This is a genomic window from Streptomyces amakusaensis, from assembly GCF_039532665.1.
GTDB classification, from domain to species: Bacteria; Actinomycetota; Actinomycetes; order Streptomycetales; family Streptomycetaceae; genus Streptomyces; species Streptomyces amakusaensis.
On sequence record NZ_BAAASB010000004.1, the window covers coordinates 201,036 to 223,584 of the forward strand.

Sequence of the window (22,549 nt, forward strand, 5' to 3'; positions counted from 1 at the left end):
GTGCCGGTGATACCGGTGCTGTTCAGTGGTGCCGGATGGCGGCAAGGACCGCTCAGTCGGCGACGACGCGGACGGAGCCCGGGAGATACTCGCGCTGGCGCAGCACGCGGTACCAGCCCCGGGGCAGTGCGATCACGGCGTGCTCCTCGTGGACCACCCGGCCGCCCTCCGGCAGATGGAGCACCATCGGGCCGAACGGACCCGGCTCGCGCACCAGCCGGCCGGGGCCGGGCACGGCATGGGCGTGGCCGGTGACCTCGCCGAGCGCGAGCACCAGCCGTCCCCGCGCGTCCCTCGACTCGCCCCGGGCGGCGAGGACATGCGGCGGCACGGCCTCCTGCGCGACGGGCACGATCAGCACATCTCCCTGCCGGTACATGGCTCTCCCCTCGAACGTCCGGCGCCCAGTGCGCCGAACTGCCGAAAACGCTAACGGCCGGGTCTGACAACGCGGCTCCGAACAGCTCGGGGCGGGCCCCCCGGCGGGCGTTGTCAGTGCGGCTTGGTACAACTTCTCCCAACCAGCCGATCAACGCCGCCCGGTGTCTGGAGTCGTACGCCATGACCATTTCGGAGCATCTGCAGGAGCTGCACGGCCTGCCCGTGTTCGACTTCCCCGAAGCCGGCTTCGAGGCGAAGCTGCCGCCCGCGTCCACCGTGGCCTGGCGCATCGCCGTCGACGAGTACGGAGAGAATTCCGACGAGAAGTGGACGAGCGCCTTCGAGCGCTTCGCCGCCTCGGTCGACGTCTCCGAGGTGCGGGCGCTGATCGTCGGGATGTGGCTGGAACCGTACGACAGCGGCCCCGCGCCCATCGTCGAGGCGCTGGCCGGGGCCGCCGGGCGGTTCCCGGCACTGCGGGCGCTGTTCGTCGGTGACATCACCGGTGAGCAGTGCGAGATCTCGTGGATCACCCAGGGTCTGGTGACACCGCTGCTCGACTCCTATCCGGAGCTGCTGGAGTTCGGGGTGCGCGGCGGTCAGGGCCTGGTCTTCCCCCCGGTGCGGCACGAGCGGCTCCGTTCGCTCACCGTCGAGACGGGCGGGCTGGACGGCGAGGTCGTGCGGGGGATCGCGGCGAGCGAGCTGCCGGCGCTGGAGCGGCTCGACCTCTGGCTCGGCACCTCGGAGTACGGGGCGACGGCGGAGATCGGCGATCTGGAGCCGTTCTTCACCGGCGGCAGGCTGCCCCGGCTGATCCATCTGGCACTGCGCAACAGCGACATGCAGGACCTGATCGCCGCCGGGCTCGCCGGTGCTCCCGTCGTCGCCCGGCTGGAGAGCCTCGATCTGTCCATGGGCACCCTGGGCGACGAGGGGGCGCAGGCCCTGCTGGGCGGCCAGCCGCTCACCCATCTGAAGAAGCTGGATCTGCACCACCACTTCATCGGCGGGGCGATGGCGAAGCGGCTGGCCGAGACGCTGGAGCCGGCGGGCGTCGAGCTCGACCTCGCCGACGAGCACGAGATCCCCGACCCGGACGGCTGGGACCACCGGTACACCGCCGTGGCGGAGTGAGCCGGTGACCGGCTCGGAAACCGCCTCGGGCCCCCTTCTCGCGGTGGTCGGCGTTCCGGGGGGCCGTCGCGTCACGCTCTTCCGGGACGCGGCCCGGGCCGCCGGGCTGCCCCCTGTGCGGGTGGTGCCCTGGATCGACGTGCTGCGCGGGCGGGCCCGGTTCCGCCCGGGGGAGCTGGTGCGGATCGACTCGCCGGGCGAGGATCCGGCGGTCGACCGGGAGTTGCGGGGAGTGGCCGATCCGGCCAGGGTCGAGGGGACCGCGCGCTGGTACCGGCGGTTCACCGGGGCGGTGCGGGAGGTCGTGGCGGCGGCGCGGTCGGCCGGGGCGGTGCCGCTGGACGATCCCGACGAGCTGGCGGTGCTGTTCGACAAGCGGCTCTGCCACGGCACCCTGCTGGAAGCCGGGATCCCGGTACCCGGTTCGCCCACTTCCGGCAGCGGCGCGCCCCCGGTCGGGGGCTGGGAGGACGTCCGGGCGCTGGCCGGGTCGAGCGGGGTGCGGCGGATGTTCGTCAAGCTCGCCCACGGCTCGTCGGCGTCCGGGGTGCTCGCGGTCGAGACGGCGAGCGGGGGCCGGGTGCGGGCGACCACCTCGGTGGAGCGCGACGGCGACGGAAGGCTGTTCAACTCGCTGCGGGTGCGCCGTTACACGACGGAGCGCGAGGTGGCGGCGCTCGTGGACGCCCTGGCCCCGGACGGTCTGCACATCGAGCGCTGGCTCCCGAAGGCCTCGCAGGACGGCCGGGCCGCCGATCTGCGGGTCGTGGTGATCGCGGGCCGGGCCACCCACGCGGTCCTGCGGACCAGCCGCTCCCCCATGACCAATCTCCATCTCGGCGGCGCGCGCGGTGATCTGGCGCGGGCGGCGGCGGCCGTCGAGGCCTCGGGCGGGAGCTGGCCGGAGACGCTGGCGCTCTGCGAGCGGGCGGCGGCCCGCTTCCCCGGATCGCCCCGGGTCGGCGTCGATCTCCTGCCCGGCACGGGCTGGCGGCGCTTCGCCGTGGGCGAGGTCAACGCCTTCGGGGATCTGCTGCCCCGGCTGACCGGTCTGCCGGGCGGCGGCGCGGAGGGCCAGGACACCTACGCCGCGCAGATCGCCGCCCTGCGGCGGCACCCGGGCCGCCCGGCGCCCTCCAGTCCCCTCGCACCAGGAAGAACAGGAAGCCATCACCGTGCAAGCGTCTGAGACCCGTCGTCCGCCGGGCCCCGGCCGGGGCCCCGGCGGCCCGGACATGAACGAGGTCGTCGGCCGGGACGATCTGCTGCTCGTCACCCTGGACACCCTGCGGTACGACGTCGCCGCCGAGCTGGCGGCGGCCGGCCGCATCCCGCATCTGGCCCGTCATCTGCCCGACGGCCGCTGGGAGGAGCGGCACGCGCCCGGGAGTTTCACCTACGCCTCCCATCAGGCGATCTTCGCCGGTTTCCTGCCGACTCCGGCCTCCCGGGGGCCGCATCCCCGGCTGTTCGCCGCGCGCTTCGCGGGGAGCGAGTCGACGGCCGGGGGGACCCATGTCTTCGACACCCCCGACCTGGTGTCGGGGCTCGCGGGCGCGGGGTACCGCACGGTCTGCGTCGGCGGGGTCGGCTTCTTCAACCAACAGGGTCCGCTCGGCTCCGTGCTCCCCGGGATGTTCCAGGAGAGCCACTGGGAGCCGGAGTTCGGGGTCGCCTCGCCCGTCTCGTTCGAGGCTCAGGTGGAGCGCGCGGAACAGGTGATCGCCTCGCTCCCGGCCGACCGGCGGCTGTTCCTCTTCGTCAATGTGTCCGCGCTGCACCAGCCCAACTGGTTCCACCTCCCGGGGGCGACCCGCGACGCGGGCGATTCCCGACAGACGCACGCCGCCGCGCTGGAGTACGTCGACCGGCACATCGGGAGGCTGTTCGCCGCCGCGAGCAGCAGGCGGCGCTGTTTCGCGATCGTCTGCTCCGACCACGGCACGGCCTACGGCGACGACGGCTACACCGGTCACCGCATAGGCCACCAGGCCGTCTGGACGGTGCCGTACGCCCACTTCTTCCTGGAGCACCGCGCGCCGGCCGGAGCGACGGAGGGGGCCGCGTGATCACGACGACTGCGCTGCCGCGCCCGTATCAGAGCTATGTCTACGCCTATCCGCACAAGACGGCCTACCGGCCGCTCGCCGACCGCCCGGCGCTGCGGGAGGAGTGGGCCGGGGAGCGCAAGGACGCCCTCTCGCTCTATCTGCACATACCGTTCTGCGAGGTGCGCTGCGGCTTCTGCAATCTCTTCACCCGGATCGGCGCTCCCGAGCAGCTCACCACCCGCTATCTCGACGCGGTCGACCGCCAGGCGGACTCGGTGCGGGAGGCCCTCGGCGACGGCGGGCCGGTGCGTTTCGCCTCGGCGGCCTTCGGCGGCGGCACCCCCACCTTTCTGACCGCCGACGAGCTGGTGCGGCTCTGCGACATCGCGGAGAAGCGCATGGGCGCGGATCTGTCCGCCGTCCCGCTCTCCGTGGAGACCTCGCCGGCCACCGCCACCGCCGACCGGCTCTCGGTGCTCGCCGAGCGGGGCGCGACCCGGATCAGCATCGGTGTGCAGAGCTTCGTCGACGCGGAGGCCAGGGCCGCGGTGCGCCCGCAGCGGCGGGCCGACGTGGAGTCGGCGCTGGCCCGGATCCGGGAGTCGGGCGTCCCCGTGCTCAACATCGACCTGATCTACGGCATCGACGGGCAGACCCCGCGCAGCTGGCGGCACTCCCTGGACGCCGCGCTCGCCTGGCGGCCCGAGGAGCTGTATCTCTACCCGCTGTACATCAGGCCGCTGACCGGGATGGGCCGGACAAGGGCGGGAACGGGTACGGGCGCGGAGACGGAGAGCGACGCGTCCTGGGACGCGCGGCGGCTGGCGCTCTACCGGCAGGGCCGGGACCATCTGCTGTCACGGGGGTACGAGCAGCTGTCGATGCGGATGTTCCGCAGACTGGACGCGCCCGTGCGGGGCGCGGACGACTACGCCTGCCAGACCGACGGCATGATCGGTCTGGGCTGCGGCGCCCGCTCGTACACCTCACGCCTCCACTACTCGTTCGACTACGCGGTGAACATGGGCGAGATACGCGGCATCATCGACGCCTACACCGCCACGGAGGACTTCGGCAGGGCCGAGACCGGCATCCGGGTGGACGAGGACGAGGCCCGCAGACGTCATCTGCTCCAGTCGCTGCTCCAGGCCCGGGGCATGGAGACGGGCGGCTACCGCGAGCGGTTCGGGACCGCCCCGGAGGAGGACTTCGGGGTCGAGCTGGCGCGGTTCACGGAGCTGGGCTGGCTCGACGGGGACCGGGAGCCGGGGCTGCTCAGACTCAGCGAGCTGGGGCTGGCGTACTCGGACGCGCTGGGGCCGGAGCTGTTCTCGCCGTCCGTGCGCTCGGCGATGGCCGAGTACGAGCCGAGGTGAGTGACGCCATGGATCTGACCGTTCTCTACCGGGGACCGCTCTCCTCCTGCGACTACGACTGTCCGTACTGCCCGTTCGCCAAGCGGCGCGACAGCACGGAGCGGCTGCGGGCGGACCGGGCGGCGCTGGAGCGGTTCACCGCCTGGGTGGCGGCGGGGACCGAGGACCGGCTGTCGGTGCTGTTCACCCCGTGGGGCGAGGGGCTGACCCGGTCCTGGTACCGGCGCGCGCTCGTCGAGCTGTCCCGGCTGCCGCAGGTGCGGCGGGTGGCGATCCAGACCAATCTGAGCTGCCGTACCGACTGGCTCGCCGAGGCCGACCGGGAGAGCGTCGCGCTCTGGTGCACCTACCACCCGGGGCAGACGCCTTATGACCGTTTCCTCGGCAAGTGCCATGAGCTGGACCGGCTCGGGGTCCGGTTCAGCGTCGGCACGGTGGGGCTGCCCGAGCATCTGGAGCATGCCCGCAGGCTCCGCGCCGAGCTGCCCGAGCGCGTCTATCTCTGGGTGAACGCGGCGGAGGGGCACCGCTACACGGACGCGGAGGCCGCCGAGTGGACGGAGCTGGACGGTCTCTTCCCGTACAGCCGCGATCCGCACCGGTCGGCGGGGCTGCCCTGTCGCACAGGTGCCTCGGTGATCTCGGTGGACGGCGAGGGCACGGTGCGCCGCTGCCACTTCGTCCGGGAGGAGCTGGGGAATCTCTACGACGGTTCCTACCGCGCGGCGCTGGGGCCCCGGGCCTGTCCGCGCGCGGTCTGCGACTGTCACATCGGCTATGTCCATCTGGAGTCGCTGCCGCTGTACGACGTCTTCGCGGGCGGTGTGCTGGAGCGGATCCCGGCCCGGCGGCCGGCCGCCGGGCCGGTGTCCGTGACGATCGGCCGCCCTGGGTAGGGCCTCTTGCCCGGTCCGGACAAGAGGCCCGAAGGTCGCGCCATGCCTCAGAGCGGGAGCAGATCGGGGCGCTTGGCCTCGATGTGGTCGCCCGAGCTCTCGCCGCGCAGTCTGCGGCCGATCCAGGGCCCGAGGTGCTCACGGGCCCAGTGAATGTCGTCGCGCCGTACTTCCAGGGTGCCGCGCGGGGGCAGCGGGGGCCACGGCTGGTCGGGGTCGGCCGGGATGTCGAGCCCGAGCACCTGGGCGGCGCGGAGGGCGACGCGGGTGTGCCCCTCGGGGGAGAGATGGAGCCGGTCGCCGTCCCAGGCGCGCCGGTCCTGCACCGACCGGAGCGACCACAGATCGAGCACGGGGCAGCCGTACCGGTCGGCGATGGCTCGTACATGCGCGGTGTAGGTGGCGACCTTGCCCCGCAGATGGCGCAGGACCGGCACCCCACGGGTGTCGAATCCGGTGGTGACCATCACCGTGCCGACGGCGTTGGTGAGGTCGGCGACCGCGCGCTCGAAGCGCTCGGCCACATCGTCGGGGTCGCTGCCCGGCCGGATGATGTCATTGCCCCCGGCACAGAACGACACCAGGTCGGGAGCGAGCTCCCTGGCCCTCGGCACCTGCTCCGCGACGATCTGATCGAGGAGACGGCCCCGCACCGCCAGATTGGCGTAGCGGAATGTGTGCTCGGGCCCGCGATCGGCGAGCAGAACCGCGAAGCGGTCCGCCCAGCCGATGTAGCTCCCGTCCGGTCCGGGGTCTCCGACGCCCTCGGTGAAGCTGTCACCGATCGCCGCGTACGACCCGATCTCGCCCTTGGTCTCTGTTCTCGAATCGTCTGCCACAAGAACTCATCTTGTCCTTACAGATGTGACCTACGCGACCGTAAGGAGGGGTTGACGGGAGGTGATCTATACCACCGCGTGATATCGACCGGACGGGAATACGGCCGAATCCCCTCGCAACGCGGTGCGGTACGAGGGGATTCGGGTGTTTCAGAGGGAGACGCCGTGCTGGCGGAGATACGCCACCGGGTCGATGTCCGAGCCGTAGCCGGCGGCGGTGCGGATCTCGAAGTGAAGGTGAGGGCCGCTGGAGTTGCCGGTGGAGCCGGAGAGGCCGATCCCGGTGCCGCCGCTCACGCTCTGCCCGGCGGAGACGGAGAGGGAGGAGAGATGGGCGTACTGCGAGTGGGTTCCGTCGGCGTGCCGGATGACGACCTCGTTGCCGTACGCACCGGCCCAGCCCGCGGAGACGACGGTGCCAGGACCGACGGACCGTACGGCGGTGCCGGTGGGGGCCGCGAAGTCGACGCCGGTGTGGTAGCCGCTGGACCACATGGCACCCGAGGCGCGGTACGCGGTGGTGACCGCGGCGGAGGCGAGCGGGGTGGTGTAGCCGGAGGAGTCGGCCGGCGCTTCGGCGGCAGGCTCGGCCGGGGCAGGAGCCGGGGCGGGGGCCTGGGCCGGGGCGGCGGGCCGGGCCGAAGGCCCCGCAGCGGCAGCCGGAGCGGGCGCGGGAGCGGTCTTCGCCTGCGGGGCGGCGGGCGCGGCGGGCGCGGCCGGGCCCTTGCCGCCGGCGGCGGGTGCCGGAGCCGGGGCGGGCGCGGCCGGGCGCGCGGCGCGGCCCTGGCTCGCGGTGCCCTGCGTCCGCGCCTCGGTCCGCCCGCCGAGGGTGAGTTCGAGGCCGGGGTGGATCAGCGAGGGATCGTCGCCGACGGCCGCGCGGTTCTTCTCGTACAGCTTCTGCCAGCCGCCGACCCGGTGCTTGTCCGCGATCTTGGAGAGGTGGTCGCCCGCGACCACCCGGTAGACGGCGGGGGCGGGGGCTTCGGCGGGCCGCGCGGCGGCCACGGCGGGCGCGGCAGCGGCGGGCACGGCAGCGGCGGCGGGCGAGGCGGCCGGGGCCGACCGCTCCGCCGCGTGCGCGCCGGTCGCGACCGTCAGCGGCAGCGCGATGGCCGCGCCGTCGCCGGGGGCGGCGACGTAGCCGCGGGTGAGGGTGCTGGTTCTGGGACGGCGGTGCTTACCCTTGGCGGGCATGGGGCGTTCCTCTCCGGCGCCTGCGAGGTGAGCTGTCGGGTTCGGGCTGGAGATGCCCGGCCGCGCTCGTCGCGCGACTTCACCCCCAGGGCCTGTCTGACGGATCAGGCTGGACCAGGGCCCGCGAGCCCAGCAAGATCCGTCAGACAGGCCCTGGCCGTCCGGAGATCCGGGCCGGCGTACTGACTTGGGTCCCCCGCTCCTGCCACGCGGCGATGGGGATGGGAATCCGGTCGGCGGCAGGATGAGGCGGTCCGTCCGGATGGCCGTGACCGTAGACGAGCCACCAGGAGCGGAACAAGCTGTTCCGATTGAGCCGGATGATCCACCGCGCGCGGGCCCGGGGGATCCGGTGACCCTGCGTGGAGCCCGGAACCCCAACTCCGTTCACTGCGTCGAAAACGGCTTCCGGCACACCGCCACGGACGGTCACCGCTATGACCCTGCTCACCACCCGCACCCCATCTACCCCATAGATGGGTCAAGTTATGAGCAATAATCCAATTCGGCCAGAAGCGACTAATGCCTCTATTCGTATGTGCCGGGCGGTCCCGAATCTTCCCAGAACGCCGGGAAGGCAAGATGATCGTCGAGAACACTCCGCCGTCGGCGAGCCGCGCCGACGGCAGTGACCTTCAGGAGTCTTTGTGACACAGCAGCTGCCGCAGGTCCCCTCGACCGGGCCCGAGCTGGTCGGAGTCCGCAATTTCCGCGATGTGGGCGGGCTGCCGACCTCGGACGGCAGGCGCACCCGGTTCGGGCGGCTCTACCGCAGCGGCCACCTCGCCCACGCGACGGAGAGCGACATCGCCTTCCTGAGCACGCTGGGACTGCACACGATCTTCGACTTCCGGACCCCGGCCGACATCCGGATGGACGGGGCCGACGCCGAGCTCCCCGGCGTGCGCCAGGTGAATCTGCCGCTCAGCGATCCGGCCGAGGGCGTGGAGTTCTGGAGGATGGTCCGCAGCGGCGATCTCGGCCGGCTGCGGTCGGTCATGGCCGACGGCAAGGGCGAGGAGCGGATGAAGGAGTCGTACCGGCTGATCGTCCGGGAGCGGACCGGCGAGCAGGGCCGGATTCTGCGCGCCCTCGCGGAGGACAGCGTCCCCGCGCTGATGCACTGCGCGGCGGGCAAGGACCGGGCCGGTCTGTCGATAGCGATCGCCCTGCTCGCGGTGGGCGTGGAGTGGGAGGCGGTCGAGGCGGACTATCTCAAGTCCGGCGATCCCCGGCAGCGCTACCGGGTGCGCCACGGCGACAGCTCCCCGACCGGGACCTCCCCGGAGGTGCTGGAGCTGATGGCTCCCCTCCTCGACGCGCGCCCGGAGTATCTGCGGGCCGCGTTCGACACCGTCGAGGAGATCTGGGGCACCACCGAGCGCTATCTCACCGAAGGGCTGGGGATCGGCCCCGAGACCCGTGAGCGGCTGCGCGAACGGCTCCTCACCGAGGACTGAGGCCGGGTCGGGCGGCGCGGCCCGGGCGGACCGTCACTTGCCGCCCATCTCGAACAGCAGATAGAGGAACCCGGCCAGGATGTGGCCCGCGATCAGATAGGCGAAGAGCCGGACGATCATTCCCATCGGGAACTTGCCCTCCTGCTTGCCCTTGGACTTGGGCTTCTCGGGCAGGGGCGCGGCGGTGTTCTCGGACATGACGGTCCTCACTTTCGGGACTTTCGGGCGTACGGAACTGCGGACGGCGGAATGCTCAGGCGTGCGGATAGAGGTCGGGGCTCTGGAGCAGGGTGTGGGCGAAGAGCAGCTCGGCCCCCTCGCGGGAGGCGGCAGCGAGCCGGTGCGGGGTGAGCGAGTCGTAGTGCGCGCTGTCACCGGGGCCCAGCTCGTGCACGGACTCCCCGAGGGTGAGCTTCAGCCGCCCGTCGAGCACGTACATCCACTCCTCTCCGGGGTGGACCCGCACCAGATCTCCCTGGGCTCCGTACGGGACGATCAGCCGCAGCGTCTGCATGGCCCGGCCGGGCGATCCCACCTGGTGGTAGGTCCAGCCGTCGGCGAAGGCCGGCTCACGGCTGCCGCCCCGGATCACCGGGTCGTGCTCCGGCGACAGCTCGCCCAGCAGCTCGGCGATGGTCGTACCGTAGATCCTGGCGAGGGAGAGCAGCATCGGCAGCGAGGGCTGTCGGCGGCCGGTCTCCAGCCGGGAGAGATGCGCGGGCGAGAGGCCGGCCCGCTGGGCGGCGGCCTCCAGGGTGAGGCCGCGGCGGCGGCGCAGATCACGCAGCCGGGGCGCGACATCGGCCAGCTCGGCCGAGAAATCTCCCGCGGGAGACCGGAGGTCCGGGGGATGGCCCCCGGGAGGACTCTGCATGGATCCATTGCGCCAGGAAACTGCCTCTGAGGCAAGTTTCTTGCCCCAGAGGCAAAATCCCTGGTGAAACCCCTGGTCAGCGGTTGGCCAGCGCCTGTCCCACCAGGGTCCGGCCGAAGTCCCACAGCAGACCGCCGCCGGAGTGCGCGTCGTCCATGACCGCCGTGAAGGCGTCGAGGAAGCGGTCCACCTCCCGCTCCCCGATGGTCAGCGGCGGGATCAGCTTGATCACCTCCAGCCGGTCGCCGGAGACCTGGGTGAGGATCCGGTGTCTGCGCAGCAGCGGGACGACCACCATCTGCGCGAAGAGTCCCTTGCGGGCCGCCTGGAGCATGGTCCAGCGACCGCGCAGCTTGAGCGAGACGGGACGGCCGAACTCGATTCCGGTCATCAGCCCCCGGCCGCGCACCGCGTGCAGGAACTCGTAGCGGTCCACGAGCGCCGCGAGCCGGGTGCGCAGCAGTTCGCCGGTGGCGCGCGCGTTGGCGACGAGCTGTTCGTCCTCGATCACCGAGAGCACCGCCAGGCCCGCCGCCATGGCCTGGGCGTTGGCGCCGAAGCTGGCCGAGTGGACCAGCACCCGGTCCATCGAGGAGTAGACCTTCTGGAAGATCCAGTCCTTGCCGAGGGTCGCGCCGACCGGCACATAGCCGCCGGAGAGGGCCTTGGCCACGCAGATCAGATCGGGGTCCGCCCCGGGTTCGTGCTGGTGGGCGTAGAAGTCGCCGGTGCGTCCGAGGCCCGTCTGCACCTCGTCCGCGATCAGCAGCGCCCCGTGGCGGTGGAGCAGCTCCCGCGCGGCGGGCAGATATCCGGGCGGGGCCTCGTGGACGCCCTTGCCCTGGATCGGTTCCACGATCAGAGCGGCCACATCGCCCCGGTCCAGCTCGCGCCGGAGCGCGTCGAGGTCGCCGAGGGGGACGGCGGTGTCGGGGAGCAGCGGGGCGAATCCGTCGCGGAAGCCCGATTCGCCGTTGACCGAGAGGGAGCCGGTGGTCAGCCCGTGGAAGGCGTGGTCGCAGTAGAGCACCCTGGGTCTGCCGGTGGCGCAACGGGCGAATTTCAGGGCGGTCTCCACCGCTTCCGTGCCGCTGCTGGTGAAGAACACCCGGTCGAGGTGGGGGCTGTGGGTGAGGAGTCTCTCGGCCAGCAGTCCGGGCAGCGGCTGGCAGTCGAAGCGGGTGAGGTCGGCGAGGGAGGCGTCGAGGACGTCGTGCAGGGCCTTCCGTACGACGGGGTGGTGGCGGCCCAGGCCCATCACCCCGAAGCCGGAGAGCATGTCGAGGTAGTCGTCGCCGTCGGCGTCCCAGAAGTAGGCGCCCTCGGCCCGGACGTAGACCTTGTCGAAGCCGATGGTGCGGAGCATGCGGGGCAGTTGGTGGTTGAGGTGGCGGGTGTGCAGCTCATAGCGCTCCGAGCCGCGCTCGGCGAGCAGCCGGGCCAGGTCGAAGGGCGGCGACGGGTCGGTCATTCCTCATCTCTCCTGGGCTGGGCCTGGCCGGGGGCCGGACCGCGCGGCCTCGCGCGGTCCGGCCCTCCGTCGTGGCGGGCGTCCGCTCAGCCCCGGCTTCCGGACATCGTCTCGCGGGCCGCCCGAAGCGATTCCTTGAGCGATCCCATGGTGGCCAGGACGGCGGTGGGCTCGTAGCCGCAGTGCGCCATGCAGTTGGCGCAGCGCGGGTCCTTGCCCCGGCCGTACTTCTCCCAGTCGGTCTCCTCGATGAGCTGGCGGTACGTGGGGACATAGCCGTCGCTCATCAGATAGCAGGGGCGCTGCCAGCCGAAGAGGGAGTAGTTGGGGATCGCCCACGCGGTGCAGGGGAAGTCCGCCTTGCCTTCGAGGAAGTCGAGGAAGAGCGGTGAGTGGTTGAGCCGCCAGCGCCGCCGGTTTCCGTCGGCGAAGGATTTCTTGAACAGCTGTCTGGTCTGTTCCACGCCGAGGAAGTGCTCCTGGTCGGGGGCTTTCTCGTAGGCGTAGGCCGGCGAGATCATCATCTCGTCGACCTCCAGCTCGTCATTGAGGTAGTTCAGGACCTCGATGACGGTCTGCGGGGTGTCGGTGTTGAAGAAGGTGGAGTTGGTGGTGACCCGGAATCCGCGCTTCTTGGCCTCTTTGATCGCCTCCACGGCCTCGTCGAACACCCCTTCCTTGGCGACCGATTCGTCGTGGCGTTCGCGGAGTCCGTCGATGTGGACGGCGAAGGCGAAATACCGGGAGGGGGTGAATTTCTCGATCTTCTTGCGCAGCAGCATGGCGTTGGTGCAGAGGAAGACGTACTTCTTCCGCTCCACCAACTGCCGCACGATCTCGTCGATGTGGGGGTGCATCAGCGGTTCCCCGCCGGCGATGGAGACCATCGGCGCTCCGGACTCCAGCACCGCCCCGACCGCCTGGGCGACCGGCATGCGCTGTTTCAGGACTCCGGCCGGGTGCTGGATCTTCCCGCAGCCCTCGCACTTCAGATTGCAGGCGAAGAGGGGTTCGAGTTCGACGATGAGCGGAAACTTCTCGCGCTTGCGGAGTTTCTGTTCAAAGAGGTAGGTCCCTACCCGGATGGTCTGGCGGAGCGGCATGGCCATCTAGCTCACCTCCTGGGGAGCGGCAAAGAACGGTGCCATTCATGGAACGCGGGAAGGACGGAACGGAGAACGCGGAAAGCAGATATTCCACCGCGTACGGTGCCGATGCGGACCAGCTCGTGCTCCGGGGCGTCCACGATCACCCGGACGGCGGCAACGGGGCGGGGGCCCGCGCGCACCGCCGCCAGCAGGACGGCGGCGCTCTCCATGTCGGCCGCGATCGCCCCGGCGGCGCGCAGCCGGGCCCGCTCGGGTCCTCGTACGACATGGTCCGTGCCGGTCAGCGGTCCGGTGTGGACCCGGTGGCCGGGCGCGGCCCCGGCGACGGCCCGGGCCAGGGGGCCGGGGTCGGTGCAGGGGACGACGGCGGACCCGTGCCGGGTCTCGGCGGCGACCACGAGGTCGCCCGGGCGCATCCCGGGGGCGAGGCCGCCGCAGAAGCCCGCCGCGAGCACCGCCGCGTGCCGCAGGGGGGCCTGGTCCAGCGCGGCGCGGACGGCGCGCTCGGCGTTCCGCGGGCCCATGCCGGTACGGAGCACGGTGACGGAGCCGGCCGGCGGGCCGGGGGCGGGGACGGGGACAGGGCCGGTGACCGGCCCGGCGGCAGGGCCGGCCGCCCGGTGGCCGCCGCGCCCGTGGCGGGCCTCGCCGCGCAGCAGGGCGAATCTCTCGATGCCCAGGGCGCAGACGATCAGCAGCGGCGCGCCGGGGCCGGGCCCCGGCGCGATGGCCGGGTCCCAGGGCATCAGCCCCCCTGACGGTGTGCGGCGAGGACGGGTTCCCCGTGCACATAGCGGCCGAGCGCGGTGAGCGGGAAGACCTGCCGGTACAGGTGGTAGTTGATGGAGAAGTCCCAGGGGAAGCCGGTCCCGGTGAAGTGCGGCTCGTCCCAGGAGCCGTCCGCGAGCTGCGCGCCGGCCAGCCAGCCGACGCCCCGCTCGACGGCGGCGCTCCCCCGCTCCCCCGCCGCGAGCAGCGCGATCAGCGCCCAGGCGGTCTGGGAGGCGGTGGACTCGCCCTGGCCCACCCAGGTCTCCTCGCGGTAGGAGCGCAGGTCCTCGCCCCAGCCGCCGTCGTCGTTCTGGACGGATTCGAGCCAGCGGACCGCGCGGCGGACCGCGGGGTGCGAGGCGGGGATCCCGGCGGCGATCAGCGCGGGGACGACCGAGCCCGTGCCGTAGACATGGTTGACTCCCCAGCGGCCGAACCAGGCCCCGCTGGGCTCCTGGTGGTCGAGGAGCCAGCGGATCCCGCGCCGGGCCCGGGGGTGGTCCGCCCGGCCCTCGTGGGCGAGCATCTCGACGACATGGGCGGTGACGTCGGCGGACGGCGGGTCGATCACCTCGCCGAAGTCGCTGAACGGCAGCCGGCCCGGGAAGCGGCTGGTGTTGTCGGCGTCGAACGCGCCCCACGCGCCGTCGCCGGACTGCATGCCGAGCGTCCAGCGTCCGCCCCGGGCGACGGCCGCGTCGACCCGCGCGGGCTCGGGGTGGCGGACCCGGCGCAGGGCGAGGATCACCTCGGCGGTGTCGTCGATGTCGGGGTAGGTCTCGTTGTGGAACTCGAAGGCCCAGCCGCCGGGGGCGAGTCCCGGCCGGCGCACCGACCAGTCGCCGGGGCGCACGATCTCCTCGCCGAGCATCCAGTCGGCCGCCTTGACCAGCGCCGGATGGTCGGCGGGCACCCCCGCGTCGGCGAGTGCGACGGTGGCGAGACAGGTGTCCCAGACGGGTGACTGGCACGCCTCGACCATCCGCGCGCCGTCCTCGCGCCAGACGGCGAACCGGTCCAGCGACTCCAGTCCGGCCCGCATCACCGGGTGCCCGATGTCGTAGCCGACCAGATGCAGGGCGATGAGGGAGTACACGGCGGGCGGCTGGATCCCGCCCCAGCAGCCGTCCTTCTCCTGGCGCTCGACGATCCACCTGGTCGCCGCCCGGACCGCCGCGCCGCGCACGGCGCGCGGGGCGATCCGGTGGTAGCGGTGGAGGAGCCGGTCGGTCCGCTGGAAGAAGCCGCTCCAGCTGGTCGCCGGGGCGAGCGGCTTGGCCGGGTTGGGATCGCGGTGGTCGGTGTGCAGCTCGTCGAGGGCGAACGGCGCGGCTCTGACCGGCCGCTTCGCCGAGACGATGGTCAGCGGCACGATGGTCTGCCGCGCCCAGCAGCCGAAGTCGTAGATGTTCAGCGGGAACCAGGAGGGAAGGAAGATCAGCTCGGGCGGCATCTCGGGGAGGTCGTCCCAGCGCCACCAGCCGAAGAGCGCGAGCCAGATCCGGGTGAAGACCCGGGAGGCGGCGATCCCGCCGTGCTCGCGGATCCAGGCGGACGCCCGGGCCATGTGCGGATCGTCGGGCGCGTCCCCGGCGAGCCGGAGGGCGACGTACGCCTCGATGGTGACGGAGAGTTCGCCGGGGCCGCCGAAGAAGGTGGCCCAGGTGCCGTCCTCCCGCTGCTCACCCCGGATGAAACGGGCCGCCGCCTCGGTGACACGGGCGTCCGGGATGCCGAGGAACTGACGCATCAGGAGATCTTCGGCGTCCATCGTCACATTGGTCTCGAGCGTCCCCTTCCACCAGCCCTCGGCGTCCTGTCTGCTCAGCAGATGGTCGACCGCCCTGGCGACCGCGCGGGCCGCGATCCCGGGCGGATCGCTCGCGGGCGGCTCCCCGGTCTCCGTCGCCCCTGTGCCCGTACCCGTGCCCGTGCCCGTGCGGAGCTGTACGGACCCGTCCTCGGGAGCGTCGGCGTCCGCGGAGGGACGCGTCTCCGCGGGCTGATGCAGATAGATCTTCTCTTCGGCGGTGGCCCCACTGGCCCGTGCCGACCCGCCGCTTCCATCGGTCGTCGCTGTCATGGCTTCCCCTTACCGTGCAGTGATGCGTGATGCGCTGCTGTGCCGGGGGTGTCCGTCGGCCGGCTTCCGGTTGCCCGGTCGCCGGCCGGCGACTGCGATTCATATGGAAGACATGATGGATGCCGCGGCGGGGGTGTGTGTCACCTCTTTCATGAGATTCGTCCCTCCGGCCGATGGGGGCGGATTCACCGCTTGCGGACCACGACGAAGTCGGCGAGCGCCACGAGCTGCGCCCTGACCTGCTCGGGCAGCTCGACGCCGTCCAGCGCGGCGATGGCGACGGCGTGCTGGCGGCGGGCCTCCTGGGAGGTCCACTCGCGGCCGCCGGCCTCTTCGATCAGCGCGGCCCGGGTGGCGAACTCCTCCTCGGAGAAGCTGGCGAAGTCATTGCTCTTGGCGTCGGCGGCGAGCAGTTCGCCGAGCCGGCGGGAGGCCGGCCCGCCCTCGGCGAGGGCGGCGACGACGGGCAGGGACTTCTTGCGCTGGCGCAGATCGCTCCAGGTCTGCTTGCCGGTGCTGACCGGGTCGCCCCAGATGCCGAGCAGATCGTCGACGGCCTGGAAGGCGAGGCCGAGGTGGTAGCCGTACTCCTCCAGGGTGTCGGCGGTGCGGTCGTCCGCGCCGCCGAGGACCGCGCCGATGGAGACGGCGCAGGCGAGCAGGGCGCCGGTCTTGTTGCCCTCCATCTCCAGGCACTCCTCGACGGTGACCCGCTCGCGGTGCTCGTAGGAGATGTCCTGGGCCTGGCCGTCGATGAGCTTGCGCGTGGCGGCGGTCAGCCGGCGGGTGGCCCGGCCGGCCTCCACCGTGCCCAGTTCCAGCAGGACTTCGTTGGCGAGCGCGAAGAGGGCGTCGCCGACGAGGATCGCCTGTGCCGGGCCGTGCACCTTCCACACCGTGTCGCGGTGGCGGCGCTGCTCGTCGCCGTCCATCAGATCGTCGTGGAGCAGCGAGAAGTTGTGCACCAGCTCGACGGCGACGGCCCCGGGGACGCCGACCTCGGGACGGGCTCCGGCGGCCTCGGCGGAGAGCAGCGCGAGCGCGGGGCGCACGGCCTTTCCGCCGTCGCCGTCGGCCGGCAGACCGTGGGCGTCGATCCAGCCGAAGTGGTAGGCGGCGACGGTGTCCATGGGGGATGCGAGCCGGTCGACGGCGGCGCGCAGCTCCGGCGTCGACATGTCGCGTCCGCGCTCCAGCAGCGCGGCGATGTCGACGCCCGCTGCGGTGTCATCAGCCGGGTTCGCCGAAGGCACAGTCGGCACGGTCTCTCCTCTTGTTCCGGTACTCGGGCTCACGCCGCCTCCTTGAGCGGATGTGCATGGGGGCGGCCGAGAGCACGGAGCGCCGCGTCGGCCGCGGTGAATCCGCTGCGTACGGCGCCTTCCATGGTCGCGGGCCAGCCGGTGGCGGTCCACGCGCCCGCCAGATACAGCCCGGGCGCGCGGGTGACGGCGCCGGGGCGCAGTCTGCCGACGCCGGGGGTGGGCGCGAAGGTGGCGGTGCGCTCCCGGGTGACGAAGAAGTCGTTCACCCCGGCGTGCCGCGCGGGCGGCAGCAGCCGTTCCAGTTCGGGCAGATAGCGGGCCCTCAGCTCGGCGACGGGTGCGTCGATCTCGTCCTGGGCGGCGGACTGCGACAGCGCCAGATACTGGCCGTCCGTCAGCCCGGAGGCCTCGGTGCGGTCGAAGACCCACTGGACGGGGCTGCCGAGCGCGGTGAAGAAGGGGCGGCGCAGCACCTTGCGGTCGTAGAGGACATGGATGTTGAGGATGGGCGCGGTGCCGATGTCGAGCAGCCGGTCGGGGTCGGCGAGCGCGCCGTCCGGCAGCAGGGCGTGGGCCTCGCGCTGGGCGACGGCGAGGACGACGGTGTCGGCCGTCAGGGGCTCGCCGCCGGTCTCGCCGGTCGCGACGCTCCAGCCGGCGCCGTCGGCCACCGGGTCGCGCTCGATGCCGCGCACCTTGACGGCGGTCTCCACCCTGACCCCGGCGGCTTCGAGCGCCTTGCGGGCGAGGGTGTCGTGCAGCTCGCCGAGCGGTACCCGGGCCCAGCCGATGTCGGCCGCGCCGGGCTCGGTGAGCAGCCCGGTCTTGAAGACCTTCGCGGCGAGGCCCATGGAGGTGTCGGGCGCCGTGGCGTTGAGCGTCGCCACGCCGACGAGGTCCCACAGGGCCTCGATGGTCCGCCGGGACTGGCCGTGGCGGCCGAGCCAGGTGGCGAAGTCGATGCCGTCGAGCGCCGGGTCGTCGGGGTCGAGCCGGCCGAGCGCGAGCGCGGCGCGGCCTACGGAGGCCCGTTCGGCGAGGCTGAGGTGGGGATAGGTGGCGAGGCTGGCCGCGAGGTGCAGCGGTACGGGCAGCGCGGTGCGGCGCAGCCGTCCCAGCCTCGGGCGGCCGGGGCGTCCGACGTCGAGCACGGGCACGTCGAGCCGGTCCTGCACCGGGGCGAGCGCGGTGCCGCCGATCCGGTCGAGGAACCAGCGGTACGCGGTGCAGCAGCGCAGATAGACGTGCTGGCCGTTGTCGACGGTCAGCTCGCCCCGGCGGAAGGAGAAGGCGAGCCCGCCGAGGCGGGGACGGCTCTCCAGCAGGGTGACGGCGAGGCCCGCGTCCGCGAGCTGGAGCGCGGCGGTGACGCCGGCGAGTCCGCCGCCGACGACCACGGCGCGCCGGGGGCGCGTCCCGTCGCCGCCGGTGTGGTGGCCTGTCACGCGCGCCCCCTCAGGGTCTGCCTGCTGATGTGCCGGGCGTCCAGGCCGGAGAGTCCCCGGACGGCGACGTACGCCTTCTCCCGGCCGGGGAGCGAGACCCGGCCGCGCAGGACGGCCTCGGGGTCGCGCTCGATGCGGTCCAGGAGCCGCCGGTAGATGCCGGCCATCGCGGCGACGCACGCGCCGCTGCGCCGGTCGAGCATCGGCAGCAGCCGGTACCCCTCGGCGAAGAGGGCGCGGGCCCGGCGCACTTCGAAGTGGACGAGACCGGCGAAGTCCGCTCCCGGCGGCGGGCTCGCGGCGCGGAAGCCCTCGGAGCAGCCGAACTTGGCGAGGTCGTCGGCGGGCAGGTAGGTGCGCCCGTGGCCGGCGTCCTCGCGGACGTCCCGCAGGATGTTGGTGAGTTGGAGCGCGAGCCCGAGGGTGTCCGCGTACTCCGCGGCGCGCTCGGCCCCGCGCGCGCCCTCCTGGGTGCCGAAGACTCCGAGCGAGAGCCGTCCGATGGCTCCCGCGACGCACCGGCAGTACGTCTTGAGGTCGTCCCAGGTCTCGTAGGTCTCGCCGCGGACGTCCATGAGGACGCCGTCGATGAGTTCGTCGAGCCCGCCGAGCGGCAGCGGGAAGCGCCGCGCGGTGTCCGCGAGGGCGACCGCGACCGGGTCGGTGTCGTCCTCGGCGACCTCGTCGCGGCGGACGCGCTCCAGCAGCTCCCGGGTGGCCTCCAGCCGGGAGCGCTTGTCGTCGGGGGCGAGGTCGCCGTCGCCGATGTCGTCCACGCGTCGCGAGAACGCGTACAGCGCGGACATGGCCTGCCGCTTGTCCGGCGGCAGGAGTCGGATGCCGTACGCGAAGTTGCGCGCCTGCTGTCCGGTGACGGCCTCGCAGTAGCTGTACGCGGCCTGTACCGGTGCCGGCATCTGGGTGGTTTGCTCCATGGTCCGGCTCACCTCTCTTTACGCGTTCTTCGCAGGACGGCTCCCGTTTCACGCAGCAGTCGCGTCCTGGCGGTTCTGGGCGGGCCGGGCAGTACGTCGTGTCCGGCGGACCTGATCGCGGCGAGGGCTGCGTACCCTCCCGCGACGAATCCGGCGAGCAGCAGCCGCAGTCTGCCGTCGACGCTGCCCACCAGCGGTGCGCCCTCGTCCAGCAGACGGCGGGCACGGTCCGCCTGGTAGGCAACGAGGGCGCGGACGGATGCGTTCCCGGTGGCGGCCGAGAGATCGGTCTCACTGACGTGGAAGCGCCGCATGTCCTCGGCGGGCAGATAGATCCGGCCGGCGGCGAGGTCCTCGGAGACGTCCTGGAGGTGCTCGACGATCTGGAGCGCGGTGCAGATGGCGTCCGAGCGGCGCAGCCGCTCGGGGCTCAGCACTCCGCCGACCTGGAGGACGAGGTTTCCGACGGGGTTGGCGGACAGCTCGCAGTAGGCGAGGAGTTCGTCGTACGTCTCGTAGCGGGTGACCAGCTGGTCCTGGCGGTTCGCCTCGATCAGGCCGAGGAACGGCTCGATGGTGAGGGAGCGGGCGCGGACGGTGGGGCGCAGCGCGCGCAGCAGGGGGTGCCGGGGCTCACTGCCGGGGCCGTCGGTGCCGGGGCCGTCGGAGCCGGGGCCGTCGGAGCCGTCGCGGGGGGAGCCGTCGCCGGGGGCGGCGAAGACCCTCCGCAGATCCGCCTCGAAGGCGTCGAGCATGATCAGCCGGTCGTCCGCGTCGGCGGGGTCGACGCCGAGGTGGCGGGCGTCCGCGCCGCCGGGCGCGAGGTCTCCGTCGCCGATGTCGTCGACGAGCCGTGCGTAGCCGTAGAGGGCCATGATGTGCTCGCGCGAGGCGCGCGGCAGGAAGAAGGGGGCCACGGGGAAGTTCTCGGCGGTGGCCTTGTCGAGGGTGCCGCGCGCGCCGGGGTCCGCCGGGTGCGTCGGCCGGGTCGCGGTCATCGGTGGCTGCCTGGGGCGGGGACGGCGAAAGTCTCGCGGGGCTGGAGATATCCGATCATTGCCGTCACATCTCCCGTTCTACACTGCCGATCCAATCCATCCCATTTCGGACACGCCGCCGGTCTTCCCGACCGCGCGAGGTCCGCCCGTCGGCCCGGGCATCGGGGGCGTATCGCCCCACTTGCCGTGATTCCGCACCGGTCCAGCTTACGTTGCGCGACGCCCGGGTCATGTGTCCGGGCGTCGCGGTCCCTGCAAGAGCGCCGCACTCGCGGTCAACCTTCCCTCATGGCCCCGGTCTTGATTTTCGCCATGCCGCTCCGGGGCCCGTATCGCCGTGGTCACGGCCGATGCGCGGCCGTCATGTGACAGGACGCGATAAGGCCCCCGCCCGGATGTCAAAGCGGGGGCCTCCATCAGGACCGGCTCCGTCGCCGGCCCCTTGGTCTCGTTCTGGTAACTACTTGCCGGTTTCCTTTTCGTACGCCTTGAGGACCTCGTCGGTGGGCCCGTCCATCAGCAGCTCGCCCTTCTCCAGCCAGAGCACACGGTCGCAGGTGTCCCTGATCGACTTGTTGCTGTGGCTCACCAGGAAGACCGTGCCCGCCTCCTTGCGCAACTCACGGATGCGCTGCTCGGAGCGGATCTGGAACTTGCGGTCACCGGTGGCGAGGGCCTCGTCGATCATCAGGACGTCGTGGTCCTTGGCCGCAGCGATGGAGAACCGCAGCCGCGCGCCCATGCCGGAGGAGTAGGTGCGCATCGGCAGCGTGATGAAGTCGCCCTTCTCGTTGATCCCGGAGAAGTCGACGATGGACTGGTAGCGGTCGCGGATCTGCTCGCGCGACATGCCCATGGCCAGTCCGCCGAGGATCACATTGCGCTCGCCGGTCAGATCGCCCATCAGCGCCGCGTTGACACCCAGCAGCGAGGGCTGGCCGTCGGTGTAGACATGGCCGCGCTCGGTGGGCAGCAGTCCGGCTATGGCGCGCAGCAGCGTCGACTTGCCGGAGCCGTTGGTGCCGATCAGACCGATCGCCTCGCCCCGGTAGGCGGTGAAGGAGACGCCGCGCACGGCGTGCACCTCGCGCACACCCCGCTGCTGCTCGCCCTTCTTGCGCCGCAGGATCCGGCTGAGCGCGGCGGTGGCACTGCCCCGGCCGCCGGCCGAGCCGTGGACGCGGTAGACGATGTGGACGTCGTCGGCGATGACGGTGGGGATTCGTCCGGTGTTGTTCTCAGCCACGGCCATACCGTTCCTCAGCCTTCCAGAAGTACACGAAACCAAGGATGCCGAACACGAGCGCCCAGCCCAGCGCGAGCGCCCAGACATGGTCCGGCAGGTTGCTGGAGCCGTAGCCGTCGATCAGCGCGAAGCGGATCAGGTCCATGTAGACGGCGGCCGGGTTCCACTGGAGCACATCGGCGATCCAGGACGGCTTGTCCTTCAGCATCAGCGGGATGGAGAACATCACGCCGGACGCGTACATCCAGGTCCGCATGATGAACGGCATCAGCTGGGCGAGGTCGGGCGTCTTGCTGCCGAGCCTGGCCACGATCAGCGCGAGGCCGGTGTTGAAGACGAACTGGAGCGCCAGCGCGGGAATGATCAGCAGCCAGGACAGCGTGGGGTAGCTGCCGAAGCCGATCACGATCAGGACCAGCACGATCATCGAGAACAGCAGCTGCTGGAGCTGCTGGAGCGCGAAGGAGATGGGGAGCGAGGCGCGCGGGAAGTGAAGGGCCCGCACCAGCCCCAGATTGCCCGAGATGGCCCGTACGCCCGACATCACGGAGCTCTGGGTGAAGGTGAAGACGAAGACACCCGTCACCAGGAACGGCACGAAGACCTCGTCGGACATCCCGCCCCGGGTGCCGAGGATCAGTCCGAAGATCAGGTAGTAGACCAGCGCGTTCAGCAGCGGGGTCACCACCTGCCAGAGCTGGCCCAGCTTGGCCTTGCTGTACTGGGCGGTCAGCTTGGCCTGCGAGAAGGCCAGGATGAAATGTCGCCGGCCCCAGAGCTGACGCACATACTCGGCCAGTCCCGGGCGGGCGCCGCTGACCGAAAGACCGTACTTGGCGGCGAGCTGCGCCGGGGACAGAGCATCGTCGGCCGATGGCCGGGCGGTCATCGTGATCGCACCGTCAGGGGATGTGTCACTCACAAGGGATACTTTCGTCTTCGAGATGCGCGGCAGTGGGGGCGCGGCTCCGGGTCGTCGCCGGAATCCCGGAGTGCGCCCGGAGCTCTCAAGGCC

At 72.1% G+C, this 22,549-nt stretch carries 21 protein-coding genes and 1 riboswitch; of the genes, 6 read left to right on the forward strand and 15 right to left on the reverse strand.

The window, feature by feature from the left end; all coding sequences use genetic code 11:
• Window positions 1–52: 52 nt before the first annotated feature.
• The gene (locus ABD371_RS08420; protein ID WP_190126939.1) at window positions 53–379 is read right to left on the reverse strand and encodes a hypothetical protein; all 327 of its coding nucleotides are present in this window, start codon (window positions 377–379) and stop codon (window positions 53–55) included.
• A gap of 182 nt (window positions 380–561) precedes the next feature.
• On the opposite strand from ABD371_RS08420, the gene ABD371_RS08425 reads away from it, so the two are divergent.
• The 5 genes from ABD371_RS08425 to ABD371_RS08445 are packed head-to-tail and all read left to right on the forward strand — an operon-like array spanning window position 562 to window position 5,841.
• Window positions 562–1,518: an STM4015 family protein gene (locus ABD371_RS08425; protein WP_344474449.1), complete on the forward strand. Its 957-nt coding sequence runs from the start codon at window positions 562–564 to the stop codon at window positions 1,516–1,518.
• A 4-nt stretch (window positions 1,519–1,522) separates the two neighbouring features.
• Window positions 1,523–2,707 carry an STM4014 family protein gene (locus ABD371_RS08430; protein ID WP_344474452.1) on the forward strand — a complete coding sequence of 395 codons (1,185 nt, stop codon included), beginning with the start codon at window positions 1,523–1,525 and terminating at the stop codon, window positions 2,705–2,707.
• A 46-nt stretch (window positions 2,708–2,753) separates the two neighbouring features.
• Window positions 2,754–3,587: an STM4013/SEN3800 family hydrolase gene (locus ABD371_RS08435; RefSeq protein ID WP_344474980.1), complete on the forward strand. Its 834-nt coding sequence runs from the start codon at window positions 2,754–2,756 to the stop codon at window positions 3,585–3,587.
• Window positions 3,587–4,945, forward strand: a complete 1,359-nt coding sequence (locus ABD371_RS08440) for an STM4012 family radical SAM protein (RefSeq protein ID WP_344474982.1) — start codon at window positions 3,587–3,589, stop codon at window positions 4,943–4,945. The genes ABD371_RS08435 and ABD371_RS08440 overlap by 1 nt, the downstream gene beginning before the upstream one ends.
• A gap of 8 nt (window positions 4,946–4,953) precedes the next feature.
• Window positions 4,954–5,841, forward strand: coding sequence for an STM4011 family radical SAM protein (locus ABD371_RS08445; RefSeq protein ID WP_344474455.1), 888 nt, complete (start codon window positions 4,954–4,956; stop codon window positions 5,839–5,841).
• 47 nt (window positions 5,842–5,888) lie between these two features.
• On the opposite strand, the gene ABD371_RS08450 is transcribed toward ABD371_RS08445, so the two are convergent.
• Window positions 5,889–6,680: an SGNH/GDSL hydrolase family protein gene (locus ABD371_RS08450; RefSeq protein ID WP_344474458.1), complete on the reverse strand. Its 792-nt coding sequence runs from the start codon at window positions 6,678–6,680 to the stop codon at window positions 5,889–5,891.
• Window positions 6,681–6,830: 150 nt separating this feature from the next.
• Window positions 6,831–7,877, reverse strand: a complete 1,047-nt coding sequence (locus tag ABD371_RS08455; protein WP_344474461.1) for a M23 family metallopeptidase — start codon at window positions 7,875–7,877, stop codon at window positions 6,831–6,833.
• Between the two features lie 4 nt (window positions 7,878–7,881).
• Window positions 7,882–8,102, reverse strand: a riboswitch (cyclic di-AMP (ydaO/yuaA leader).
• A 422-nt stretch (window positions 8,103–8,524) separates the two neighbouring features.
• On the opposite strand from ABD371_RS08455, the gene ABD371_RS08460 reads away from it, so the two are divergent.
• Window positions 8,525–9,337 (forward strand): tyrosine-protein phosphatase, encoded by an 813-nt coding sequence (locus tag ABD371_RS08460; protein WP_344474464.1) that lies wholly within the window; start codon window positions 8,525–8,527, stop codon window positions 9,335–9,337.
• A 33-nt stretch (window positions 9,338–9,370) separates the two neighbouring features.
• Here the strand turns inward: ABD371_RS08460 and ABD371_RS08465 are convergent, their stop codons facing one another.
• From ABD371_RS08465 to ABD371_RS08520, 12 genes are all read right to left on the reverse strand, one after another.
• Window positions 9,371–9,535, reverse strand: coding sequence for a DUF6126 family protein (locus ABD371_RS08465; RefSeq protein ID WP_344474467.1), 165 nt, complete (start codon window positions 9,533–9,535; stop codon window positions 9,371–9,373).
• 55 nt (window positions 9,536–9,590) lie between these two features.
• Window positions 9,591–10,211 (reverse strand): XRE family transcriptional regulator, encoded by a 621-nt coding sequence (locus ABD371_RS08470; RefSeq protein ID WP_190123589.1) that lies wholly within the window; start codon window positions 10,209–10,211, stop codon window positions 9,591–9,593.
• Between the two features lie 76 nt (window positions 10,212–10,287).
• Window positions 10,288–11,682 (reverse strand): aspartate aminotransferase family protein, encoded by a 1,395-nt coding sequence (locus tag ABD371_RS08475; protein ID WP_344474472.1) that lies wholly within the window; start codon window positions 11,680–11,682, stop codon window positions 10,288–10,290.
• Window positions 11,683–11,768: 86 nt separating this feature from the next.
• A complete protein-coding gene (gene hpnH, locus ABD371_RS08480) occupies window positions 11,769–12,791 on the reverse strand; it encodes an adenosyl-hopene transferase HpnH (RefSeq protein WP_344474475.1) in 1,023 nt (340 codons plus the stop codon).
• A gap of 5 nt (window positions 12,792–12,796) precedes the next feature.
• Entirely contained in the window at window positions 12,797–13,537 is a 741-nt protein-coding gene (locus tag ABD371_RS08485; RefSeq protein ID WP_344474478.1) for a phosphorylase family protein, read from the reverse strand.
• Window positions 13,537–15,645, reverse strand: coding sequence for a squalene--hopene cyclase (shc, locus tag ABD371_RS08490; protein ID WP_344474481.1), 2,109 nt, complete (start codon window positions 15,643–15,645; stop codon window positions 13,537–13,539). The genes ABD371_RS08485 and shc overlap by 1 nt, the downstream gene beginning before the upstream one ends.
• A gap of 185 nt (window positions 15,646–15,830) precedes the next feature.
• Window positions 15,831–16,898, reverse strand: coding sequence for a polyprenyl synthetase family protein (locus tag ABD371_RS08495; protein WP_344474984.1), 1,068 nt, complete (start codon window positions 16,896–16,898; stop codon window positions 15,831–15,833).
• Between the two features lie 38 nt (window positions 16,899–16,936).
• The gene (hpnE, locus tag ABD371_RS08500) at window positions 16,937–18,355 is read right to left on the reverse strand and encodes a hydroxysqualene dehydroxylase HpnE (protein WP_344474484.1); all 1,419 of its coding nucleotides are present in this window, start codon (window positions 18,353–18,355) and stop codon (window positions 16,937–16,939) included.
• Entirely contained in the window at window positions 18,352–19,290 is a 939-nt protein-coding gene (gene hpnD / locus ABD371_RS08505; RefSeq protein ID WP_344474487.1) for a presqualene diphosphate synthase HpnD, read from the reverse strand. The genes hpnE and hpnD overlap by 4 nt, the downstream gene beginning before the upstream one ends.
• Window positions 19,291–19,298: 8 nt before the next feature.
• Window positions 19,299–20,288, reverse strand: a complete 990-nt coding sequence (hpnC, locus tag ABD371_RS08510) for a squalene synthase HpnC (RefSeq protein ID WP_344474490.1) — start codon at window positions 20,286–20,288, stop codon at window positions 19,299–19,301.
• Window positions 20,289–20,748: 460 nt separating this feature from the next.
• A complete protein-coding gene (locus tag ABD371_RS08515) occupies window positions 20,749–21,534 on the reverse strand; it encodes an ABC transporter ATP-binding protein (RefSeq protein ID WP_190123583.1) in 786 nt (261 codons plus the stop codon).
• Complete coding sequence (locus ABD371_RS08520) at window positions 21,527–22,456, reverse strand: ABC transporter permease (protein ID WP_190123582.1); 930 nt, start codon at window positions 22,454–22,456, stop codon at window positions 21,527–21,529. Before ABD371_RS08520 ends, ABD371_RS08515 begins: the two co-directional genes overlap by 8 nt.
• Window positions 22,457–22,549: the final 93 nt, after the last annotated feature.

Coding starts and splice junctions, on each gene's coding strand:
- hpnD (WP_344474487.1), bottom strand. CDS start 19,290: ATGGAGCAAACCACCCAGATGCCGGCACCGGTACAGGCCGCGTACAGC.
- ABD371_RS08465 (WP_344474467.1), bottom strand. CDS start 9,535: ATGTCCGAGAACACCGCCGCGCCCCTGCCCGAGAAGCCCAAGTCCAAG.
- ABD371_RS08455 (WP_344474461.1), bottom strand. CDS start 7,877: ATGCCCGCCAAGGGTAAGCACCGCCGTCCCAGAACCAGCACCCTCACC.
- ABD371_RS08435 (WP_344474980.1), top strand. CDS start 2,754: ATGAACGAGGTCGTCGGCCGGGACGATCTGCTGCTCGTCACCCTGGAC.
- ABD371_RS08420 (WP_190126939.1), bottom strand. CDS start 379: ATGTACCGGCAGGGAGATGTGCTGATCGTGCCCGTCGCGCAGGAGGCC.
- shc (WP_344474481.1), bottom strand. CDS start 15,645: ATGACAGCGACGACCGATGGAAGCGGCGGGTCGGCACGGGCCAGTGGG.
- hpnC (WP_344474490.1), bottom strand. CDS start 20,288: ATGACCGCGACCCGGCCGACGCACCCGGCGGACCCCGGCGCGCGCGGC.
- hpnH (WP_344474475.1), bottom strand. CDS start 12,791: ATGGCCATGCCGCTCCGCCAGACCATCCGGGTAGGGACCTACCTCTTT.
- ABD371_RS08485 (WP_344474478.1), bottom strand. CDS start 13,537: ATGCCCTGGGACCCGGCCATCGCGCCGGGGCCCGGCCCCGGCGCGCCG.
- ABD371_RS08445 (WP_344474455.1), top strand. CDS start 4,954: ATGGATCTGACCGTTCTCTACCGGGGACCGCTCTCCTCCTGCGACTAC.
- ABD371_RS08475 (WP_344474472.1), bottom strand. CDS start 11,682: ATGACCGACCCGTCGCCGCCCTTCGACCTGGCCCGGCTGCTCGCCGAG.
- ABD371_RS08470 (WP_190123589.1), bottom strand. CDS start 10,211: ATGCAGAGTCCTCCCGGGGGCCATCCCCCGGACCTCCGGTCTCCCGCG.
- ABD371_RS08425 (WP_344474449.1), top strand. CDS start 562: ATGACCATTTCGGAGCATCTGCAGGAGCTGCACGGCCTGCCCGTGTTC.